The organism is Agrobacterium sp. 16-172Ci, assembly GCF_053522725.1.
The window spans coordinates 95,508-117,379 of sequence record NZ_JBNWBW010000018.1; the positions used below are offsets into that span (position 1 = coordinate 95,508).

Consider the following 21,872-nt stretch of genomic DNA (forward strand, 5'->3'; position numbering starts at 1 on the left):
TCTGGTCCTGGCCGCCGAATTACTGTCCGGCGCGCTGAGCGATCGCCTTCCGGAAGCGAATCGTGCCCTCGTGAATATGGTTGAGCAAATCCAGAACGGCCCAGTGACGCTCGGTGATGTCGTAGTCGGTGACTCGGGAGTGAGCACTCCGGAACGTTCCAAGCTGCGTGTGGTAGGTCTTTGCTATTCCGGGATAACTCATCGATTCCGCCATGGCGGCAAGGGCTAGGAATATCTCCAGATCGCGCCGCAACGGGGAATCTTCGGTCGCGTGTTTGTAGAGCCATGCATAAAGATCCGGATGGATATTTGTGAACACTCCGGCAAACCCCTTCGACCCCTCGCGGATCGCCGCCGCAGCAATGGCAGCGTTGGCGTTAACGACGGCAAATCCGGAATCTGCCGACATCGCAACCCGTCGACGGACGGTGTCGAGATCGCATGAGACGTCCTTGAGTGTCACGAAACGACCGGTGTCGCGGCAGAATTTGAATTCATCGTCGCTCAGCAGGCGGCGATAGGGTGCGGGGCATTCGTATAGTCCCAGAGCAAGATCGCCCGGCACCCAGTTCAGGACCTTCTCAACGCCTGCGCGGAACGCCTCCGTTCCACTATCGCCGGTATCGAGCCGGTTGGTAACAAGCACCAGGGCATCGATGCCGGTATCGGCCATTGCCATCAGTTCGGTACGCTGGTCGTCTGCGCTATCGCTGATGTGACCGGACGCGATAACGGAAACGCGGCCCTGCGCCAACGAAACAACGCGCCGAGACAGAGAAACACGCTCGTCAAGGGACAACCTCTGCATCTCACTGGACTGGCACACGGCGAAAAGCGCATCGGCGCCATTGTCGACATACCACTCGACGAGCCGTTCAAGCCCGTCCCAGTCGATTTGATTGTCCGGTGTAAACGGAGTTAGCATGACCGGGACAATTCCATGCGCATTTTTGCTCATCAGTGCTTCTTTCATGTGGATTTACGGATCGATTTGATATTAGAATAGCATTCCAGTAACGAATTTGGAATAGGGAGAGTAGGCGCGTGAGTGTAAAAAGATGGGAGGACGATGCGACCGTCTGGCATGGTCCGGATTACGGCGCAGAGGTTCTGCATTATCACCGTGAGGTCAATTCGGCGGCGGTTGCCGGACGCATCATCACCTGCGTCGAAGTGGTCGACTGGACAGGAACGGGTAGCAGAGATCTTCTGATATCCGCTTGGGATCCCTGTTACGATGGCCGGGTTTTTCTGCGACGCCAGATCGGCATTTATGAAGATGGAACGCCTGTTTTGGGCGAAGAGGAACTGATCGAAGGTGTTCGCGGCTATGTCACGGCCGTAAAAGACGGCGACACTTTCCACCTGGTGTCAGCATCGCGCATGCGCAAGCAGATTTATATCTTTCCCAACATCGGTCCGAAGGGAGCGCCGGAATTCGGCGAACCCGTTCGGCTCGATCTGGATGCAGACTGGGTCAAGGGCAACGAATACTTCCATATGGCCCGCTTCCACGACATTGATGGCGACGGCGTGCCTGAATTGATCGTCGGCAGCGACTACTGGGACGACTACTGGCCAAACGGTCTCGAGTGGAACGACGAAGGGTATCGCGGTTATGACGATGCCGGGCGCTGGCTCGGTGGGCCGTTGCGCGGCTTTCTGTATGCCTTCAAAAATACCGGCACGCTTTCACACCCGGTACTGGAAAAGGGCAAAGCTCTTATTGCCGGTGAAACGGCGCTCGAGGTCTACGGGCAGCTTGCGCCTGCCTTCGGTCGATTCGGTGGGCAGAAGGATAGCCTTATCGCTGGCGAATTCTGGAATATCCTGCATATCGCGCGGCAACGCGAGGACGGGTCCTTCGAGCCGACCAGCCTTATAAGAACGCCAGACGATGAAGTTCTTGAACTCGATCAATGCATCCATCTACCTTGCGTCGTGGACTGGGATGGCGATGGCCGTGAAGATATTCTCGTTGGCGCCGAGGACGGTTACGTCACCTTTCTCAAGAATTGCGGCTATGGAGCGGATGGGCTCCCGAGGTTCGAAAAGCGCGGACGCGTTGAGACCACCAAGCCTCTGATCCACGCGGGCGTTTTGCCAAGCCCGGCCGCCCATGATTTCAGCGGTGACGGACATTTCGATCTCGTCGTCGGGAACAGTAGCGGGGAATTGCTGTTCTATCCCAGCCGGGAAGAGAATGGCTCGATCTATCTCGGCAAGGAAAGCATGCTGGAAGCTGGCGGCAAACCCATCAGGATCGCAGCCGGTCTGGACGGCTCGATTCAGGGGCCGTCTGAAAAGATGTTCGGCTATTCCTGCCCGACAATTGCCGATTGGACCGGCAGTGGACACATGGATATTCTTGTCAGCGATGTCACCGGTCGCCATCGACTGTTCCGCAATACCGGCGAGAAAACGATCCCGCCGCGTTTTGCCGAAGAGGAGTTTCTCACCTATAACGGCAAGCCGCTGAAAACTGTCTGGCGCGTCCGCCCGGCCGTCGTCGACTGGCAGGAGAGCGGCCACTTGCATTATCTCGCTTTGGACGAAGACGGCGTCCTCAGCGACTGGACGCGCGCTTCCGATACCGAACTCGTTGATAAACGGCATATCCGCTGGGAAAATGGCGATGCGATGCGGTTTACCGTCGATGTCGGTGGCGGTAGAGGCCGGGTGAAGCTCTGCATCTGCGACTGGGAGGGAACCGGCCGGAAAGACCTTATTTTCGGAACCCATGCCCGCGCTTGCGTTCCCCCGGATCCAAAAACCGGCGCTCCGCGCAACACCACGAAGCAGGCCGGCTTGTTCCTGTCCCGGAATGTCGGAACACCGGAAGAGCCTCGCTTTGCCTTCCCCCTCCCTATCAGCTTCAAAGGTGAGACTATTGCGATGGCCATGCACGTTGCCTCTCCCGAAGCGGTGGACTGGGCCGGTCGTGGTGCCCTCGACCTGATCGTCGGCGTCGAGGATGGAACCATCGTGTGGCTGAAGCGAGAGGAATTGTCGTGGTAGGGAGCTTCGAGATTCGTGGAACCACCCGGCTCATGGGTGTGATTGGCGATCCCATCACGCAAGCTAAAACGCCTGCGGCCATCAATCCCCTGTTTGCAGAACGCGGCGCCGACATCGCCTGCGTTCCTTTGCATGTCCCGGCAAGCGACCTGCACAATATCTGGGTTGGTCTCAAGGCTATGCCGAACCTGATCGGGTTCGGCATCACCCTTCCCCACAAGCAGACAGCAGTCGAACTCTGCGACAGTCTCGACCCGGTGGCCGCACGTGTCGGTGCGGTCAATGTCGTTCGGCGCGAAAGGGATGGCAGCTTCCGTGGTTACCAGTTCGACGGGAAAGGGTTCGTCAGTGGCCTTCTGGCAAAACATGTCGTGATCGAAGGCCGGGATGTGTTGTTGGTCGGGGCTGGCGGGGCTGCCGTTGCCATAGCATTCGCGCTCGTCGAAGCTGGTGCCAGAAGCATAACCGTTTCCAACCGGACAGTGGACAAAGCGGAGGCTCTGGCAGAAACGGTCAATGCCGGTTTCGGTCGAGGCGTTGCAAAGGCGGGAAGAGCGGAGCCTCAAGCGGGCGCGCTGGTTGTGAACGCCACGTCCCTTGGCCTCAAAGAAACAGATGCCCTGCCACTCGATGCCGGACTTCTGCAGCCCGGCATGACCCTTGCTGAGGTCATCGCCCAGCCTGAGACAACTCCACTGTTGGCGCTTGCAGCGAAGAACGGCGTGCAAGTTCATTCGGGAATTCACATGATTACCGGGCAGGTCGGATTGATTGCCGACCATCTTTGCGAACTCTGGGGATAGATAATTTTATGACACATAAACGCCGCGCGCGCTGCCGCGCGGCGTTTGATAATTATAACACCGTTCCCGCAGGAAGGCCTGCCGCGAAGCCTGCCATCAATCTTATCTGTGCGCCCAGCATATCTTTACCATCGGACGTCGTAGCACCGGCCGCGCGCGCGGCACGCAAAAGGGCCGTCTCGCCGGTAAGGCTCGCAATATCCGCAACCAGCATATCCGGCCGGATCGCTGCATCCGGCATGGGGAAAACGGCCGTTCCTTTGATGCCGATCGGTGAAGCGTTGATCACCACATCATACTCCCAGCCGCTTGATGCATCGACTGCGCGCGCGCATTCGCGCCCCGTCACCGCATTGATCATGTTGGCGGTGAACGCAATCGAGTCGGCTGACAGGTCCATCAGGCCAAGCTGCCCTACCCCTTCTTCAGCAAGCGAAAAGGCAATGGCGCGTCCCGCGCCTCCTGCACCGACGACCAGCACGCGGCTTCCGCGAATTCGGGCCTTCGCCTCTCCGAGACCTTCGACAAAACCGATACCGTCAAAAAGCGCTCCGTGCATACGCCCATCGGCGCCTCGCTGTACGCAGTTGACCGCGCCGACAGCCCTGGCAGTTGGCGTCAGAGTGTCGCAACGTTTCGCACCATTAACCTTATGCGGCACTGTCGTGCTGATTCCGCTGACATTGGACATAGCGGCAAACGCGTCCCATGCGTCTGCGAAGCGCTCTGCCGTGACATGAAACGGCACCGCATAGATGTTCTGGCCGGCGGCGGCGAAGATCGGATTGATGAGAGTTGGCGTTTGCACTTGGTAGATCGGATCGCCGAACACAGCGTAGATCCGCGAATGGCCATCAAGGTTCGGAATTGTTTCTTTCATGCCATCACCTCCTGGCCGAAAAGCTGCCGGCAGCGATCGATGGCGATGTCCATCACCTCGCCTGGATCTCGTGACCACCAGTCTGTTGAGAAAATTTCAACCTCTACCGGTCCATGGAAACCGGCACGACGGACCATGCCCTCGATGCCGGGCAGATCGATGATGCCGTCTCCCATCATACCCCGGTCTGTTAGGAGATGCCGGGTAGGCAGAAGCCAGTCGTTGACGTGAAAGCCGAGAAGCCGTCCCCCGCGGCCAGCACGGTCGATCTCCGCTCCAAGACGCTCATCCCACCAGACATGGTAAACATCGACGACCACACCAATTCCAGGTCCCAGTGCTTCCGCCAGAGCATTGGCATGGGACAGGCTCGCGATGACCGTGCGATCGCCAGCGAGCATGGGATGAAGCGGTTCGATCGCCAGCTTGATGCCGATCTTTCGGGCCATATCGAGCAACCGGCCGAATGTGTCTTCCACCCTCCGTCTTGCCGCTTCGAGATTTTTTTCGTTTTCTTGAAGGCCGCCTGTAAAGACGAAAACATGGTCTGCCCCAAAGCGCGCGGCACGCTCCAGTTCAGCCTCTGCGCAATCCAGATACTCAGGTACGAACGGGCCAATGCGGTTGTAGCCGGAGACAGTCATACCTAAGTCATCAAGGACCGACAGCGCGTCGGCCTCGCCAATTTTGGCGATTTCGTCACACCAGACCGACACGGTCTTCAGACCCCGGTCTGAAGAAAGACGTAGAAATTCAAGCATATTTGCTCTTTCGCGGACGGTAGCGTGGTTGAATACGATTTCTGTCATAAGACCTCTCAGAACTTGTAGATGCTGAGCCAATAAGATTGCCGAGACCCCGTTGAGCTATCCCCGTAGTCTGCGGACCCCCGACAGCGAGACAGTCCAACGCCCCCGGGGTGAAAGCACGGAGACGGGACTGGCGTTTCGCCTATGAGCAGGGCGTTTTCGGTCGAAATTGAAACTTGGCCGATTTCAGACCTCCCTCGCACGGCCTTGTAGCAGTGCAAGAACTCTATTATCGGAATGGCGTTCCATTTGCTACTTTTTTCTTTTGTGCGTTGGGGGATTAATTTCACTGAATTTCGCGAGTTTTCTCGAACGGGAAATTACAACTCGGCCAAAAAAGCGCCGGCGAGTAGTGAGATCGAGATTGTCGCTTGGAAGCTATGCCAAATGCTGAGAATGCGCTGACTGGCGGGCTACACAACGCTCGAACTCAAAGTGGCCTATCACCGCCCATTGAACGAGAAGACTGGTCCTGTGCGCGCCGAAGCTGATCGACTCGCAAGGCCGGCTCTGTACGTCCGCAACCTCGACCCTGCTTGTGTTCCCGATCGAGCCGTGACCTTCGTGATCTCGGGCCAACCGCATACAGAGACAAATCATCTCATCACGAATTCATACAGAGAAGTCTTTCGCGACGAGCCCGCGAGCCCCGTGTGCGGGACACGGAGCCGACGTTCAAAGCCGATATCACCGTCGACCCGCTGACCTACCCCTCAGCGGTCGGCGAGTAGAGTTGACGGTCGTGTCGCGTCGGTTCTGGTGCGATGCGGTTTTCTGCGGGCGGCGCATCTTCTGCGAACAGTTCGACAAAGATGGTCTGGCTCGCTATGGCCGCCGCACTCAACGGCTCGAGACGATCGTCCACCATCTTGGTTTGGCGCATGGCAGCATACCAGCTGCAGCTTTTGCCAATCTCGTCTGATGATGCCGGCGGCAATTTGGTAGGAGGTAGCGGGGCCAACCTTAATTGCAGACCCTTTGCTGCAAACGATTGCGGCCTTGCCCTGCAACGCGCTTAATGGAAATCATGTGTTTTCGTCAACCGTGAATGGGTAATAGGGTCTGCTGTTGCAGAAATAAAACGGCAACCTTCTACTTCGTTCATCGCTGCCTTGCTGTTTGAACGTCACGACGCGGAGGCGCGCCGAACATGCGAGAATACTCGCGGCTGAACTGGGGTACACTTTCGTATCCTACCCTGACCGCGGCGATATTTGCATCGACCCGCTCTGTCAGCATCAGATTTCGGGCGGCATAGAGACGCAGGCTCTTTTGGTATTGAAGCGGGCTCGTCCCGGTGAGACGTCGAAAATTATGGTGAAAGGTCGAGCTTGCCATTGCGGCTAGCGCAGCAAGCTCTTCTATCCGCAGCGGCTTCATGTAGTTGCCCTTCAACCACTCGAGAGCGCGAACGACACCCGTGGCTCTGTATCCTTCGCTCGCCATACGCGTTAGCCAGTTTCCAGCCTCGCTTTGAAGCAGGCGCACGTAGATCTCGGATTGGATTATGTCCGCCAGCAATGAAATACTGTCGGGCTTGAGGTTTAGATCGACCAGGCGCGAGAATGCATCCAGCAGTTCCTCGGACGCTCGGCCTCTTGCGATACCGACAGGGTCGACCGAAGCATCCGGCTCCAAAAGCCCCATCTTTTTTGCTACGTCGTGAAGCCTCTGCAGATCGATCCGCATGACCAGAGAAAGATAAGGCTTGGCTGCTGAAGCTTCGATCACATGCGCTGAGGTCGGAACATCGATGGAGGTGACAAAGAAGTCACCAGGCTGAAAAAGCATTTCATCCTGATCGAACATGACGCGCTTCGCACCGCTGAGAATGATCGCGATGCAAGGTTCGTAAAAACATCTGCTTGGTTCGTCCGGCTGTGAAAGCTTGAAAAACTTCAGCCCGGAAAGTTTGCTTGGATTTGCACCTTCACTGACGCAAAGGCGTTGTACCACCGAAGCCAATTCGAGGAACGGAGTCCGCAATGACGTCCAGCGTTCATCGACAGCTTGAAACTGATTCATTTCGGTACCTCTCGTTCCGCTCCGCAAAATGTGATCGCGAAGAGAGATCCGCCGATCAGGTATCGACAGGATTGTGCAAAAAATCAGTCGAATCAAGATCACGCCGGATGAAACCAGCGCCTATTCTTCTCTCCGGTGGTTTTGTTTTCGCATCTGAAAATTAACAGGCGGAAGCGTGCCTAGAAGTCGAACAACAGACGTTAAATTCGTCATGGAGAAGAGATTGAGAAACATTGTCCTCGCAGCGGCCCTGTCGTTGGCTGCCATAGCTCCATCCACAGTGCGCGCCCAGGAAGCCGTCGTCGTATCGGACAATCCGGAAGTGCTGTTTACCAGCCCTGACCCGAAGCTGAATGCCAACAAGCAGGTTGTCTACAAGATCATTCTTGAGCTTCTGGAAGCTGGCCATTGGGACAAGGCCAGCCAGTATATCGCTGACGATTATGTCCAGCACAACCCGAATGCTCAAAGTGGACTAAAGCCGGTCGTTCAGTACTTCACCGAAGTGCTCAAGGTGCAACCCAAGCCGATCCCCGCGGAAATTAGCATGAAGATTGCCGACGTGGTTGCCGAGGGCGATCTGGTGGTCGTGACATATGCGCGGACCGAAAAGGATCCGAAAGATCCGTCAAAGACCTACAGCACGACGTGGTTCGACATGTGGCGCATCAAGGATGGCAAGGCCACCGAGCATTGGGACCCAGCCTTGCTCAACGAAGCGCCCGACTTACGCTGATCCCGGCAGGTCCGAGACTTCGTGCCCGGCGCCACCATTTCCCGTTACCCAGGGGACCAGCTGGATCTGCATGTCCACGGCGCCGTCGTCGATCCAAGGAAACACCGCGCCCATTGATCGCTAACACAGCCTGTGCCGCCAGCCGCGCGGTGCAACGCTTTCCCTTTAGATAGTCACCAGGATACTTTCATGGAACGTCGGAAATTTCTCGCCCTCGCGGCTGGCAGCGCAGCTGCCACGATGGTTGCCCCCCATCTGGCAAGCGCGCAGACTCCATCATTTGAAGCGCAAACGGTCCAGGGTACCGTCATGGCGACCCGTGGGAACATCACGGGCACAACCCTTCCGCTGAATGGGCCTGCCGCCGATGGCATACGGTATCGCCCGCGGTTCCGCTTCGGAATGGGCGGAACCCAGATCGGCAACATATTCGCTCCCATCAGCGACGCTCAAGCGCAAGCAACCCTGCAGACAGCTTGGGACGGTGGCATACGCCATTTCGACACATCCCCATTCTATGGCCACGGCCTCTCGGAACATCGACTGGGCGCATTCCTGCGGGATAAGCCGCGCGATGCGTTTCTGGTTTCAACCAAAGTCGGCCGTATTTTCCACCCGAGCCGACAGCCACTCGCGCCAACTCTTTGGGCTGAGAAGCTGAACTTCTCCTATGAGTATGCCTACACGGCTGAGGGCGCTCGTCGGTCTGTGGAGGATAGTCTGCAGCGGCTCGGCCTCGCCAGCATCGACATCGTTTACATCCACGATCTGGGTCCAGAAAATACCGAACTGCCGCAACCATGGACACGCGCCTATGAGATCGCCCGTACCGGGGCGATGGTCGAACTGGAGCGCATCCGCAACGAGGGTTTGATCAAGGCATGGGGGTTCGGGATCAATCGCCCGGACGCTGCGATAAAGGCGGCAACCGATGACGCCCCAACGCCTGATATCGTCCTGCTTGCCTGCCATTACAGCATCATCGAACACGAAGAGGCCCTGGAGCATACCTTTCCGGCACTTGCCGAAAAGGGTATTACCGTAACCGTGGGCACACCGCCGAACGACGGGTTTCTTGGCGGACGAAATCGTTACCATTTCAGTGACAAGCTGCCGGCTGGCGCTGTCGAAAAAAGGGCTCGTCTGGCCGCGGTCGCCGATAGACACGGCATTGATATCCGCACCGCGGCACTTCAGTTCGCGGCTGCGCCTTCGATCGTTTCCGCGATAATCCCCGGCGCCCGCGTTTCTGGGCAGGTCGAGGCCAATATCGAGTCGATGAAGGTCGGCATACCGAAGGCTTTCTGGGACGAACTGCGCAACGAGCAAATCATTCTGCCTGAAGCACCCGTTCCGGTCTGACTTCCCTGGCCTGACCCCATGATGAACAGGTCGGAAGGCACGTCGATGGCGTCGACAGCGTTCAGCTTTCCCTCGACCTTGATGGCGATACATTCCCAGGTGAATCCATCGATCACGTTGAGCGTGCGGACTTTCCTGCCATCGCGTGCGGTCCTCGACGAAGTCGTAGGACCTGACGAGATTGGGGTATCGTCGCGGACGATCTTCATCCTTGCCTTGGCCGCGGCGGGAGAGAATGACCCCTTCATTCTGGTCACTCACTCGCTCGGTGACCCTACAGCATGGCCTAAGTTTGGCGATCAGGTAACGGGGCTGGTGTTCGTCGACGCGACTCATCCGGATCGGGTCGCTCGATTTTCAGAAGTGGGTCCAATGATTTATGGAACTCATGTCACTCGTGGCGGTGATTGCGGCTTTCCTGTCAGCATAGGGTGTCGGCGGCTCGAAGCGAAATCTTCCGGATGTGCTGACGGAATACCTGTTGGAACTCCCTAAAGTTATCAAATCCGAGAGCAGTGGCCACTCTGACCACGGTTGAGGGCGAGACTACGCATCGGTCCGCAAGCGTTTGCGCGGTGCCGAATGCTACGGTTTCCGGATGGGCGAGAGCCGTGCGTGCGACGCGCTCCTGTTGCTCTGGGAGTCTGAGCCTGGTAGCTACGATCATATCCTTTAGCTCCGCGATGGTCGTCGGCTTTCGAACGGTTTTTTCCGTGCTCATGATCGTGCTCCCGTTGCATGTTCGCTATGACTCATTGGGAAGGGTCGTTGGAAGTTGTCATCTAACTCCCTGAAGTTTGTCGGGATGGAACGACAGGACCGCGCCACGTATGCTCTCGGAGGCGCGATGGCGGGGCATGGAAACCGTTCCTCGGATGGCGACATCCCGTCTCCATCCTCGTTGAAGCTGTATCCTGGGACCGGTAACTGTAGTTGTAGAAGCACCTTGATTAAGTTCCTCGCATCGCACCATCCTCCGGTAAACCAGTACTATGCGGCTGCTCGATCCGAAGTTCGGGCCGCCGCTAGATCGAACACGAGGAGTTGTCCGACAGAGACTATTTTGCTTCTCCGAAAGCTCCGCCAAGAACCTCTGCCAATTTCACCGGCGATCCGTTCTTTGCAGACTGGGTTGCAGCTTCCGCCATGGCGAGCGCTGCAACACCATCATCAAGCGTGACCGGCAGTGCAGAGCCTGTCTTCACAGCGGTTACAAATGCTGCCCATTCCGCTGCATAGGCGGGCATGTAGCGTTCAAGAAAGAAATAAGTCGGCTTTGCGCTCGTCACGCCGGACGCGCTTGACTTGATTAACGTATTCTCCAGCACGTTCTGAGCCTGTAGCAGGCCTTCGGAGCCGAGGAGCTCTAGCCGCTGGTCATAACCGTAGACGGCTCGGCGGCTGTTCTTGATCACGGCAATGCGGCCATCCGCATAGGCAAGGGTCACGACGGCGGTATCGACATCGCCTGCCGCGCCAATTTCCGGATCGACAATCGATGTACCTACCGCCGAGACGGAGACCGGCGCTGCCCCCATGATGAAATTAGCCATGTCGAAATCATGGATCATCATGTCCCGGAACAACCCGCCCGAGACCTTGACATAGGCGACCGGCGGCGGAGCCGGGTCGAAAGAGGTGATCGAGAGTAGTTCCGTCTTGCCGATTTCACCACGGTCGGCTGCTGCCTTGAGAGCCACAAAGTTGGGATCGAAACGGCGGTTGAAGCCGATCATCACCGGCTTGCCGGTAGCGGCGGCCACCTTCTGGCAAGCCTGAGCCCTGGCAAGGCTGAGGTCGACAGGCTTTTCACAAAGCACGGCCTTACCCGCAGCCGTCGCCCGCTCGATCAAGTCGGAATGCGTATCGGTGGAGGTGGCAATCAGCACGGCATTGATGGCGGGATCATTGAGGATCGTATCGGTCGAGCGGGCTTCCGCGCCATATTGGGCGGCGATCTTCTCAGCAGCGGCGTGATTGATGTCGGAGACGGCCACAAGGCGGCTACCGGGATTGGTGGAGATGGCGGCGGCATGGACGCCTGCGATACGGCCTGCGCCCAAAAGGCCGACGTTCAGGATGGTGGATGACATGGGTGATCCTCTTCGGATGATAGCATTCAGATAGTGAAAGCAGTGCGGAAGGCTTCAAGTGCAGCTTCCGGATCACCGGAGGCAAAGGCTTCCATCCCGACCGGTCCCGCGTATCCCATGGATTTCAGGGCTTTTGCGACGCCGTGCCAGTTCACTTCGCCCGTGCCCGGCTCGCAACGGCCAGGATTATCAGCCACCTGAACTTCACCGATCCAGGGCAGGCAGGCTTCGCACCAGCGGATAAGATCACCTTCACCGATCTGAGTATGGTAGAGATCGAGGTTAATACGCAGTTGCGGGCGGTTGACGGCCGCAACGAGCCCAAGCACGTCTGCCGTCGAGCCGAAGGGGCAGCCGGGATGATCGATTGGGTTGAGGTTTTCCAGCGTGAAGACCTGACCTTCGGCTTCTACCAGATCGCAGATGCGGTTAAGTGTATCGCGCGCCCGCTGTTCCATGCCCGGCGCGAAGGCACCGATCCTGGGGATCGGAATGCCCATGTCGCCAAGCCCCGTGCCATGCAGATTGAGCCGGTGGACACCGAGCCGCTTGCCGACCTTCGCCGTTTCCTTGGCAGACGCTAGAAGCATGTCGCAGCCTTCTGCATCGGTGAGCCGACCTACGAGATAGCCATTCATGATAGTGAAAGTAGCACCGGTTTTTTCAAGCGCATCAAGGTTCCAGGCGGGCCAGTTCCACAGGCCGACTCCGAAGCCCATTTCCTTGAGGCGGCTTGCCCGCCATTCGATTGGTTTGTCGCGCCAGAGCATTTCGGCGCAAGCGGCAAGTTGGAAGCTCATCTTAGATTTCCTGAAGTTTGAAATCGGCCGGTGCAACGGGCATGACACCCTTGAGAAGGGCCACGGATTTCTCGAGGCCCTCAAGTGAGTTGAGAAGCACGTCCTCATGCTCAATTGAAAGCCAGCCGTCGTAGCCAGCCATCTTCAGGCGATAGCAAAACTGTCGCCACCACTCCTCGCCGTGGCCGAAGCCGAGCGTGATGTAGGACCAGGAACGGGTCGGAATATCAGTCAGGTTGCCGTTTTCGAGGAGGCTGGTCACTGCCTGCTTTGGCGCGTTCAGGAATGTGTCCTTGGCATGGACGTGATAGACGGCCTCACCCAATGCCTCGGCCGCTATCAGCGGATCGGCTCCCATCCAGAAGAGGTGCGAGGGATCGAGGTTCGCGCCAACGATAGGGCCGACTTCTTGACGGAGTTTCAGGAGCGACGGCACGTTGTAGACGCACTGGTTGCCATGCAGTTCGAGCGCAATCTTTTCCACGCCGCATTCATTTGCCAGCGCCACGATCTCGATCCAGAAGGGCAAGAGTTTTTCTTCCCACTGGTATTTGAGGATCACCTGCGTTTCCGGCGGCTAGGAAGAAACGACCCAGTTCGGCATAGTATCGGACGGATTGCCCGCAGGTAGGCCAGACATGGTGCAGACCGCCTTGATGCCCATCTCGCCTGCGACCCGGATGGTGTTCTTCAGACCTTCGCCCTGAGCCGGATCGGTGGGATGCAGGGGATTGCCGTTGGCATTCAGGCTGATCACATCAAGCCCACGATCTGAAAAGGCTTTGAGGAAGTCCTTCTGCGCGACCGTGTTGCCCAGCATGGATTTGAGATCGAAATGCGGTGCGGTCGACCAGCCGCAGGTGTTGACCTCTATACCGGAGACGCCCATGCGGGCAGCGTTGTCGAGAAGGTCTTCGAGAGGCATGCCGCCGAGGCTGTCAGATACAAAACCCAGTTTCATGCGTAGAACTCCGGCTTGGAAATCATGGCGACGCGGTGCTTTTGGCCGGAAGCGAGTGCCGTTACGCCTGCTTCGGCGGTAACGGCTGCGGCATAGCCATCCCAGCAGCTCGACGCGGTCTCGGGAAACACGTCTGTGTCGACGAAGCGTAGGAAGGCACGGTTCTGGCGTCGATAGGCATCGAAGTAGCGAGTCCGCCAATCGGCATCATAGCCGGTATGGACGCCAAGCGAGCGTTCGAGATGGGTATAGGCGACATAGTTCATGGAAATGCTCGCCTGCTCGCCCACGAGTTCGGCGCGAACGTCGTATCCGTACGCAGCGTTGTTGTTAATCTCGATGTTGACGAGCTGGCCATCGACTGTTTCTAGGACCATGAAGACGGGCGCGACACGTCGATCAGAGCGCTTCGGCTGGAAGGCAGAGATCCAGGCATATTCGGTGCCAAGCACATGGCGCACGACGTCGAACTCATGCGGGGCGGAATTGGTGATTGCCATGGCACCGGTGAAGTCGGAGGCTGGCGTTTCCACATTGCGATGGAAGTTGTGCATCATCAGGGCTCGGCCTAGCGTGCCAGTTTCAATTGCCTCTTTCATCTCGACATAAGACTGATCGTAGCGCCGCATGAACCCGAGCTGGACGAACTTTTGACCAACTTCCTGTTCGGCCTGCATGACCGAGAGGCACTCGGCCGAGGACGGCGATAGGGGCTTTTCGCATAGCACCTTCTTGCCCGCGTTAATGCAGGCGAGCGACAGCGGCGCATGGGTGAAGTCCGGGCTCGCGACGATCACCGCATCCACATCGGCACGGGCAATCACGGCTTCCGGATTGCTTGCAACGTCTGCTGCACCATGGGCATCGGCCACCTTGCGAGCGCGGACTTCATCCATGTCGCAAACCACCTGAAGGCTCGCGCCAGGCATTTCCTCCGCGACGATCTTGGCGTGGTCAGCGCCCATCAGTCCCGCACCAATGACTGCGATACGCACCATTGGACAAACTCCTTCCATTCGGCTGGCACACAGCCCAACCGCTTCCATTCAACACATTCGGTTACGTGGCGGCTATATCAGCTACATTCAGTGCGCGGCGGGGGCGGAACACCGTCATGTGTCTCCCTGTAGCCTTCGATGGAGGCTTCGAGCGTTGCCATGGATTCCCCACCGGCCATCAGATCGGCGATCTGCTCGCGTGTCTTTTCCCCCTTGCGGAAGTCGGCTGCGATCGCACCGCGAATGAGCACCGCGAAGTGATCGCCCACGGCCATGGCATGCATCACCTGATGGGTGCAGGTCAAATACCCGAACAATGTCGTTGAGGCCGATCACGGCAAGCTGAAACAGCTGATCAGGTCGGTCAGAGGGTTCAAGACGTTAAGGACAGCCTACGCGACGATCAAAGGTTTCGAGGTGATGCGGGCTCTACGCAAGGGCCAGGCTGCGATCTTCAACTTGACCGGCGATGCCCGTGGCGAAGCTCGCATCGTTGAACGAGCCTTCGGGGTTGGGCCCAGCGCCCTTACCGAAGTTGTGGCAATCTTCGCCCAGAACCTCGACACAAAAACCGCGTGACTGAGGTATAGCGCCCGCCTTCGCGGCCAATCAGAATTCTTGCAACAGAGCCCTCCTTCCTGTACCCTCTCAATGCCATGATGGCGCTATCAAGCGCAGCCATCAAGTATTTGAGCAGAAATTGCTTTGAGTGTCTCTCTGCGAATAATTTTGGCAAGCTCGCTGACAATATAGTTTATTGGCGAGCGTGGAAAAAGAGTGCAAGAATAAAGCGTGATCGTCGGTTGCGTGATCCGGCGAACCGAAAGACGTGGATCGTCCCGCACATCGTGCAGCAGCCCAAGAGGCAGTATGGTGGTGCCTCCCCCTTGATAGATAAGCTGCTTCACCGCCGCAAATTCGTCAATCTGAGCGATAACTTTGAGGTCGATTTCGTGTCGCTTGGCCGCGATATCAATCGCCCGCCTCAAAGCATGGTGCCGGCCGTGGAGAAGCAGCGAATGGGAAGCGGCTTCCCTGAACGAAATAGTTTGAAGCGTTGTGCTGCCGTCATCATCTGACTGCGCGCGGCAGACGTGGAACAATTCGGCGCTCATAAGGTGCTCCTGATGCGAGCCATGCGCCGGCCGCTCGGAATTCATGACGCCCAGATCGATCCGGCTATCATTTATCCATTCTTGAATCTGAGAGCTTGATCCGCCAAGTGTTTGAAGCTCGACATTAGGGAAATCTTCCTTGAAGCGGGTGATGATTTGGGCGCCTAAGGGCACACTGATTACCCCGGTCCATCCAAGTCTGACCACTCCATGCGGATCCGCGCCGTGCTCCACGATGTCCTTGCGTGCCCGGTCCAGACCCTCCAGATTCGGAACGATAGCTGTCAGGAATGTAGCCCCTTCAGTGGTCAGAACAACGCCACGGCCATGACGATGAAATAGCTTCGTCGCCAAGCCAAGCTCAAGAAGCCGTATATCCCGGCTAAGTGCAGGCTGCGCGACGTTCAGAAGTGCGGCGGCGCGGGTAAAGCTACCGGTTTCGGCAACTACCTGGAAATGCCGTAACTGCCTTAGTTCCATCCGGCTCTGCGTCCTTGTTCACATGGGTTCGGACAAATGCGTTCTGCTGATACCGATCAGAGGTATAACGGAAATCAATATCTGAAAAGCGCATACCGACGTATCTGGACACATTGTGATGGCATAACAACTTTCGAATTACAGAGGAGAAACTCGATACACCCACTGCGTCGTCTCAAGTCGCCAACGCGGGTCGGTGTACGAAAGGGAGGAAAAATGGATTCTCGTCACACTCGACGTACATTCTTGCAAGGCGCCGCAGTCGCGACAGCCGGAACGTTCTTGTATACACCGTATGTGCGGGCACAGGGGACGGGCGGCAAGCTGTCGGTCGCCCTGAACCAACACTGGGTTCCGGCAGTCGAAATCGTCCAGCGCAAGGCTGTCGAAGCTTGGGCGAAGAAGAACAATGTCGAGGTCTCCATTGACTTCATTGGGGGTGCCGCGACGCTGACAGTGCCGGCTGGCGAAAGCCGAGCTCGTGAAGGCCATGACCTGATCGAAATGAGCATGTGGCAGTTCGCTCAGTACCAGGACTCGCTGGAACCGCTGGACGACGCCATCAAGTCCCTTGCCGACCGGTATGGCCCTCCTGTCCCTGCCGCCGAGTATGGGCTCAAGCATTCCGGGGTCTGGCGCGGTGTTCCGGCCACGCAGACCCATACGAAATGTATGGAGTCTCGCATAGATCTCTGGAAGCAACACGTCGGTGTCGACCTCCAAGATCTGTTTCCGGCAGGAGTCCGAGATCAGGCGAGGATCGACCGGGAATGGACGAATGAGACCTTCCTCAAGGCAGCCAAGAAGCTTCATGCGGCAGGAGTTCCGTTCGCTCATCCTATCAGCAGCGCATCGAACGCCGACGCGAACGACTGGCTCAGCCCGCTGTTCCTGTCGTTCGGCGCCGAACTGGTGAATGCCGCCGGCGAGATCGTCATCGACTCGGATGCGGTCCGGGCTGCTCTCACCTACTTGCAGGAATTGACCCGCTATATGCCCGAGGACATCTATTCCTGGGACGACGCCGGCAACAATCGCTGGCTTGTATCGGGTAAGGGAGCAACGATCGTCAATCCGCCCAGTGTTTGGGCAGGAGCCCTTAAAGACGCGCCGGATATCGGCAAGCAGCTCTGGCACCACGATCTTCCATCGGGCCCCGCCGGGCGCTTCAGGGGGCTGCTCGTCCACGGCTATGGTGTCTGGAATTTTGCGAAGAACATCGGCGCTGCCAAGGAACTAGCGCAATGGCTCGCCGAGAAAGAGCAATTCGCGAGCTTCGTCGAAGCCTCCAACGGTTACGACATTCCACTATTCGACTCCTACACCGATATCCCCGTTTGGAAGAATGCAGGGCCGCCGACAGGCAGCATCTATAACTATCCCGTCCGGGGAAATGAAGTGCTCACAATCTGCGGATACCCGGCACCCGCAGACATTGCCAGCAAGATTTACTCCGAGAAGCTGCTGTCGAACATGATCGGGCGCGTCACACAGGCGGGCGAGACTATCGACTCTGCAATTAGCTGGGCCTCTTCGGAAATCGAAGGCTATTTGCGTGGATGACAACGGGAGCCGCTGCTTTTTGGGTGCCGCGGCTCAACTTGACAGTGGGAGGAGAGAAGAATGGCTAGTCTGCAACTCGATAGCGTCCGGAAAAGCTACGGAAGCGTCAATATTTTACATGGCATTGATCTTTCGATCGACGATGGCGAGTTCATTGTGCTCGTGGGGCCGTCCGGATGCGGAAAGTCCACGTTGCTGCGCATGATCGCCGGACTGGAAACCATAACCAGTGGGGACATCGTGATCGGTGAGCGGCGGGTGAACCAGCTACAGCCCAAGGAGCGGGACATCGCTATGGTATTCCAGAATTATGCGCTCTATCCGCATATGACCGTCAGGGACAATATGTCCTTCAGCATGCGACTGAAGGGGCTACAGAAGGCAGACATCGATGCAGCGGTTGTAAATGCGGCAGCCATTCTGGATCTCGGTGAGTACCTCGACAGATACCCTAAACAGCTCTCGGGCGGGCAGAGGCAACGCGTTGCGATGGGACGTGCCATCGTTCGTCAGCCAAGTGCGTTTTTGTTCGATGAACCGCTTTCCAACCTCGACGCAAAACTGCGTGTCCAGATGCGCACCGAAATCAAGGCGCTTCAGCAGCGGCTAAAAACGACATCTGTCTATGTGACACACGATCAAAGTGAAGCCATGACAATGGCCGACAGGATCGTGGTGATGAACCGCGGGCGGATCGAGCAGATAGGCCATCCCCTCGATGTCTATGATCACCCGAACAGCACATTCGTCGCGGCATTCATTGGTTCACCCGGCATTAATTTGCTGGAGGGTGTGGTCGAGGAGACCGGCCTCGGAAAATCGGTTTCGATAGGCGCTGTGGCAATGCCACTGCCGGATGGCGCGCCTGCTCAAGCGGGCGAGAAGGTTGTCTACGGGATTCGACCAGAGCATTTTGCTCTTTCCACGGACGGAGCAGGAATTCCGGCAACGGTGCACCTGATCGAACCGAACGGTCCCGACACGCTGATCATAGCCCACCTTGGCGACACAGAGATCCGTATCCTCACCAAGGAACGGCCGAGCCTTAAGGAGGGGCAGCCCATTTTCCTTCGCCCGTCTATCGAGTCCGTCCACCTGTTCGACACAAGCTCAGGACAACGCCTGAACTAGCCCGCATGCGGCATGCACGCGGTGCTGCACGGACAACAATTCCACGGGAGGATTTGGCCATGTCGGCCCATTTTAATACAGCCCAGAGCAGCACATTTGCTGACCGTCTTTTCCAATTTGCCAACTCTCGATCAACACTGGCTTTCTTTCTTTGTCTCCCCCTCATCATCCTGCTCGGGGGACTGGTCGTTTACCCTCTCACGAGCGCGATTTACCTGGCCATGTTGAACAAGGCCGAAACCCGCTTTATCGGTCTGGATAATTTCTTCTATCTTGCCACCAGACCGACATTCTGGATGGTTTTCGGCCAAACGATCGGTTTCGCGTTCTTTGCGGTATTGTTCAAAGCCGTCATTGGTTTCGCTGGAGCGCAGCTGCTGAATGGGTTGCCGGAACGCGGCCAGCGTCTCTGGCGCGGGATGCTGCTCGTGCCGTGGGTCATCCCGCCAGCATTAGGGACACTTGCCTGGTGGTGGATGTTCGATTCAAGCAATGGTGCGATCAATGCCGTCATTGTCGCACTTGGGGGAGAGAAGATCGGCTTCCTGTCCGACGTATTCTGGGCGCGCGTTTCGGTCATCGCTGTTGATGTATGGCATGGAGCGCCATTCTTCCTGATCATGTTCCTGGCTGCACTGAAATCCGTTCCGGCGGAATTGCATGAGGCCGCCAAAATTGACGGTGCCAACGCTTGGCAAAGGCTAATCTACATAACCCTGCCAACGATGAGGAACGTGATCGCCATCACCATGTTGTTCTCGACCATCGTCACGATCTCTCAATTCGACGTTGTGCAGGTCCTGACAGGCGGTGGGCCGCGCAATCTCACGCATCTGCTTGGAAGCTATGCCTTCAGTGTCGGCATCTCGGGAGGGGACGTGCCTCTCGGGTCAGCAATCTCTCTGTTCATGGTCCCGTTGCTGGCCGTGTTCGCCTTCTTCATTCTGCGCGACGTGCGCAACCGCTCGCGGAGCAATTGACATGAGCAAGGATCATACAAAGAACCGCAATTTCCCTTCAGCGATCTTTTCCACCAGCGGCGGCGGAGATCGCAAGTGGGCGCTGATCGGCGCTTATCTCTGCCTGGCGATTTTCGTCCTCATCTTCTTGTTTCCCCCCTATTACATGATCGTGACTTCACTCAAGTCGAATGGCGAAATTGCATCTGTCGGCGGCAATCCGTGGATGATCAATCAAGGTGCAACACTTGAGCAGTACACTAAGCTGATCCGCGACACGCCGTTCGTCACGTTCTTCCTGAATTCAATCGTCGTTGCCGTGTGCTCGGTCGCCATCACCATGGTTGTCAGCATCATGGCTGCCTATTCTCTGGCACGGATGCACTTCTTTGGGGCCGGTGCATTGGCGACAGGGATATTCCTCACATATCTGGTTCCCGGAACATTGCTATTCATCCCACTATTCAGGGTCGTGGCGGGTTTGGGACTGATTAACTCCATTTGGGGGCTTATTCTGATCTACCCCACTTTCATGGTGCCGTTTTGCACCTGGCTCATGATCGGCTATTTCGGCTCTATTCCGAAGGAACTCGATGAAGCTGCTCGGATCGATGGATGCAACCATTTCCAGTTGCTCGTCAAAGTCTTCATCCCTGTCGCGATGCCTGGGATCGTCGCTGCGATCATCTTTGCATTTACCGCGGCTTGGGGTCAGTTTCTCTATCCAACCGCATATATCTACAGCACCGATCAGAATGTTCTCACATCTGGCATCATGGCGAGCTTGATCCGCGGGGACAGCTACTTCTGGGGTGAACTCATGGCCGCCGGTGTGCTGGCCGCGGCACCTCCGATCATCATTTTTGTTTTTCTGATGGACTATTACGTGTCCGGACTGACATCCGGCGCTACCAAAGGTTGAACGACGTTATCGTCCTGCATTTTCGGAACCCATGCCATGACAACACATCTATATCATACTCCGATCGATGAATCGGTCCTGGAGTTCGAGCATGAAGTCAACGAACTCTGCGGGAGGATCGCCAGATCTGCTATCCCTCGGCGTCCAATCGTGTTTCTCGGCGCGTCCTCGATCCGCCTATGGCACGACATGATTGAGCGGCTACGACCGCACAATGTGGTTCGTGTAGGGTTCGGCGGCGCTACATTGGCAGCGATGACACATTATTTTTCGCGCCTCGTCTCTCCCTTGGATCCTTCGATCTTGATAATTTGGCCTGGTAGCAACGACATTGGAAACTATGGAGCGACTGCCTTGCAAGTTGCCGACCGCACCGTCCAATTGGTGAAGGAGGCGCGTGCAGAACTACCCGATCTTACAATCCATTTTATGTCCGTATTCGTTCCACCTGGTCGCATCTATCTCGCCGATGAAATTAGAAAAGCGAACATTATGGTGGAGACAGAATTGCAAAGGAATTTCGAGGATGTCTCATTTATCGACGCACATTCTGCTCTCTTGGGGGAAAATGGCGCACCGCTCGGTCGGGTCTTTTCCGATGACCGCATTCACCTTAATCGCGCCGGCTATGACATTGTCGAAGATATCATCCGCAGAAAATCAGGCATATTGACAGGAAATGGGTGATGCGGGGGCGTTCGCCGCCACCCCTCTCCGGCTTCGAGCCTTTCTCCTTGATCCTTTGCGCCAGTTGGACGGCAGCTGACTTTCGAAATCACCGCTCTGGTGGAGTGTAGAGAGAACGTTTCTTCTGCTGCGATCAACAGTAAAGCTGCGTGATATTGTGTGTCGGTAGGGTAAGGGGTCACCGGAAGGCGGTCCCAACCGTTCTCAATGAGCAAATCACTCTCGGTTTCCTCGAGAATAGAGGAATTTGAGACCCAGTTGTCATTAGGGTCCCACCGGATGCCAAGGGAGGTGTTATTAGGCCCGGTCGGCCCGAAGCTGATGAGGTGACGGCCCTTCTCAAACGGCATCAAGTGCCTAACGTGGTCCGCCCGGTTCTCGATCCGGGCGGCAGGACATCGAGGAGTGGAGACGATGGACAGGAGAAGCTTTGAACTGATGGGGTGGATGCCCCCATCGGAGTATGATGCCTGCCCAGCGCCATGGTGGCGCTCACGGAGGAAAGGCAGATGACACAGGTGCAAATCCTT

The 21,872-nt window shown here is 57.0% G+C and carries 19 protein-coding genes and 4 pseudogenes; 12 read left to right on the forward strand and 11 right to left on the reverse strand.

Features of this window, described 5'->3' with window-relative positions; translation table 11 throughout:
- Positions 1–19: 19 nt before the first annotated feature.
- A complete protein-coding gene (locus ACQZ40_RS16760; RefSeq protein ID WP_244614291.1) occupies positions 20–973 on the reverse strand; it encodes a dihydrodipicolinate synthase family protein in 954 nt (317 codons plus the stop codon).
- A gap of 71 nt (positions 974–1,044) precedes the next feature.
- Between ACQZ40_RS16760 and ACQZ40_RS16765 the strand changes: the two genes are divergently transcribed.
- Positions 1,045–3,018, forward strand: a complete 1,974-nt coding sequence (locus ACQZ40_RS16765) for an FG-GAP repeat domain-containing protein (RefSeq protein ID WP_142914067.1) — start codon at positions 1,045–1,047, stop codon at positions 3,016–3,018.
- Entirely contained in the window at positions 2,988–3,821 is an 834-nt protein-coding gene (locus ACQZ40_RS16770; RefSeq protein WP_244614292.1) for a shikimate dehydrogenase family protein, read from the forward strand. The genes ACQZ40_RS16765 and ACQZ40_RS16770 overlap by 31 nt, the downstream gene beginning before the upstream one ends.
- A gap of 52 nt (positions 3,822–3,873) precedes the next feature.
- Here the strand turns inward: ACQZ40_RS16770 and ACQZ40_RS16775 are convergent, their stop codons facing one another.
- Both ACQZ40_RS16775 and ACQZ40_RS16780 read right to left on the reverse strand, forming a co-directional pair.
- Complete coding sequence (locus ACQZ40_RS16775; protein WP_142914068.1) at positions 3,874–4,701, reverse strand: shikimate dehydrogenase family protein; 828 nt, start codon at positions 4,699–4,701, stop codon at positions 3,874–3,876.
- Entirely contained in the window at positions 4,698–5,510 is an 813-nt protein-coding gene (locus ACQZ40_RS16780) for a sugar phosphate isomerase/epimerase family protein (RefSeq protein ID WP_142914069.1), read from the reverse strand. The genes ACQZ40_RS16775 and ACQZ40_RS16780 overlap by 4 nt, the downstream gene beginning before the upstream one ends.
- A 648-nt stretch (positions 5,511–6,158) precedes the next feature.
- Between ACQZ40_RS16780 and ACQZ40_RS16785 the strand changes: the two are divergent.
- Positions 6,159–6,420: pseudogene (locus ACQZ40_RS16785) on the forward strand (transposase family protein); the annotation flags it as partial.
- Positions 6,421–6,611: 191 nt separating this feature from the next.
- On the opposite strand, the gene ACQZ40_RS16790 reads toward ACQZ40_RS16785, so the two are convergent.
- Positions 6,612–7,535, reverse strand: a complete 924-nt coding sequence (locus tag ACQZ40_RS16790) for an AraC family transcriptional regulator (protein ID WP_142914070.1) — start codon at positions 7,533–7,535, stop codon at positions 6,612–6,614.
- A gap of 223 nt (positions 7,536–7,758) precedes the next feature.
- Between ACQZ40_RS16790 and ACQZ40_RS16795 the strand changes: the two genes are divergently transcribed.
- The 3 genes from ACQZ40_RS16795 to ACQZ40_RS16805 all read left to right on the forward strand — a co-directional run bounded on the left by ACQZ40_RS16795 (position 7,759) and on the right by ACQZ40_RS16805 (position 10,128).
- Positions 7,759–8,271, forward strand: coding sequence for a nuclear transport factor 2 family protein (locus tag ACQZ40_RS16795; RefSeq protein ID WP_244614293.1), 513 nt, complete (start codon positions 7,759–7,761; stop codon positions 8,269–8,271).
- A 189-nt stretch (positions 8,272–8,460) separates the two neighbouring features.
- Positions 8,461–9,633, forward strand: a complete 1,173-nt coding sequence (locus ACQZ40_RS16800; RefSeq protein ID WP_142914072.1) for an aldo/keto reductase — start codon at positions 8,461–8,463, stop codon at positions 9,631–9,633.
- A 45-nt stretch (positions 9,634–9,678) separates the two neighbouring features.
- Entirely contained in the window at positions 9,679–10,128 is a 450-nt protein-coding gene (locus tag ACQZ40_RS16805) for a hypothetical protein (protein ID WP_162520604.1), read from the forward strand.
- Here the strand turns inward: ACQZ40_RS16805 and ACQZ40_RS16810 are convergent.
- From ACQZ40_RS16810 to ACQZ40_RS16835, 6 genes and pseudogenes are all read right to left on the reverse strand, one after another.
- On the reverse strand, positions 10,055–10,354 hold the full coding sequence (locus ACQZ40_RS16810) for a MurR/RpiR family transcriptional regulator (RefSeq protein WP_142914073.1): 300 nt from the start codon (positions 10,352–10,354) through the stop codon (positions 10,055–10,057). The genes ACQZ40_RS16805 and ACQZ40_RS16810 overlap by 74 nt on opposite strands.
- 337 nt (positions 10,355–10,691) lie before the next feature.
- On the reverse strand, positions 10,692–11,714 hold the full coding sequence (iolG, locus tag ACQZ40_RS16815) for an inositol 2-dehydrogenase (protein ID WP_142914085.1): 1,023 nt from the start codon (positions 11,712–11,714) through the stop codon (positions 10,692–10,694).
- Between the two features lie 38 nt (positions 11,715–11,752).
- A complete protein-coding gene (locus ACQZ40_RS16820) occupies positions 11,753–12,526 on the reverse strand; it encodes a TIM barrel protein (RefSeq protein WP_142914074.1) in 774 nt (257 codons plus the stop codon).
- A gap of 1 nt (position 12,527) precedes the next feature.
- Positions 12,528–13,487 (reverse strand): annotated as a pseudogene (locus ACQZ40_RS16825) (sugar phosphate isomerase/epimerase family protein).
- A complete protein-coding gene (locus ACQZ40_RS16830; RefSeq protein ID WP_204814873.1) occupies positions 13,484–14,485 on the reverse strand; it encodes a Gfo/Idh/MocA family oxidoreductase in 1,002 nt (333 codons plus the stop codon). The pseudogene ACQZ40_RS16825 and the gene ACQZ40_RS16830 overlap by 4 nt, the downstream one beginning before the upstream one ends.
- A 77-nt stretch (positions 14,486–14,562) precedes the next feature.
- A pseudogene (locus tag ACQZ40_RS16835) lies at positions 14,563–14,781 on the reverse strand (sugar ABC transporter ATP-binding protein); the annotation flags it as partial.
- Between the two features lies 1 nt (position 14,782).
- Here ACQZ40_RS16835 and ACQZ40_RS16840 point away from each other — a divergent pair.
- Positions 14,783–15,064 (forward strand): annotated as a pseudogene (locus ACQZ40_RS16840) (DDE-type integrase/transposase/recombinase); the annotation flags it as partial.
- A gap of 89 nt (positions 15,065–15,153) precedes the next feature.
- On the opposite strand, the gene ACQZ40_RS16845 reads toward ACQZ40_RS16840, so the two are convergent.
- Positions 15,154–16,080, reverse strand: a complete 927-nt coding sequence (locus ACQZ40_RS16845; protein ID WP_142914075.1) for a LysR family transcriptional regulator — start codon at positions 16,078–16,080, stop codon at positions 15,154–15,156.
- Between the two features lie 282 nt (positions 16,081–16,362).
- On the opposite strand from ACQZ40_RS16845, the gene ACQZ40_RS16850 reads away from it, so the two are divergent.
- The 5 genes from ACQZ40_RS16850 to ACQZ40_RS16870 are packed head-to-tail and all read left to right on the forward strand — an operon-like array spanning position 16,363 to position 21,342.
- Positions 16,363–17,643, forward strand: coding sequence for an ABC transporter substrate-binding protein (locus ACQZ40_RS16850; protein WP_448748293.1), 1,281 nt, complete (start codon positions 16,363–16,365; stop codon positions 17,641–17,643).
- Positions 17,644–17,703: 60 nt separating this feature from the next.
- On the forward strand, positions 17,704–18,774 hold the full coding sequence (locus ACQZ40_RS16855; RefSeq protein ID WP_142914077.1) for an ABC transporter ATP-binding protein: 1,071 nt from the start codon (positions 17,704–17,706) through the stop codon (positions 18,772–18,774).
- Positions 18,775–18,833: 59 nt separating this feature from the next.
- The gene (locus ACQZ40_RS16860) at positions 18,834–19,754 is read left to right on the forward strand and encodes a carbohydrate ABC transporter permease (RefSeq protein WP_142914078.1); all 921 of its coding nucleotides are present in this window, start codon (positions 18,834–18,836) and stop codon (positions 19,752–19,754) included.
- Position 19,755: 1 nt separating this feature from the next.
- The gene (locus ACQZ40_RS16865; protein ID WP_142914079.1) at positions 19,756–20,655 is read left to right on the forward strand and encodes a carbohydrate ABC transporter permease; all 900 of its coding nucleotides are present in this window, start codon (positions 19,756–19,758) and stop codon (positions 20,653–20,655) included.
- Positions 20,656–20,691: 36 nt separating this feature from the next.
- Entirely contained in the window at positions 20,692–21,342 is a 651-nt protein-coding gene (locus ACQZ40_RS16870) for a GDSL-type esterase/lipase family protein (protein WP_142914080.1), read from the forward strand.
- Positions 21,343–21,872: the final 530 nt, after the last annotated feature.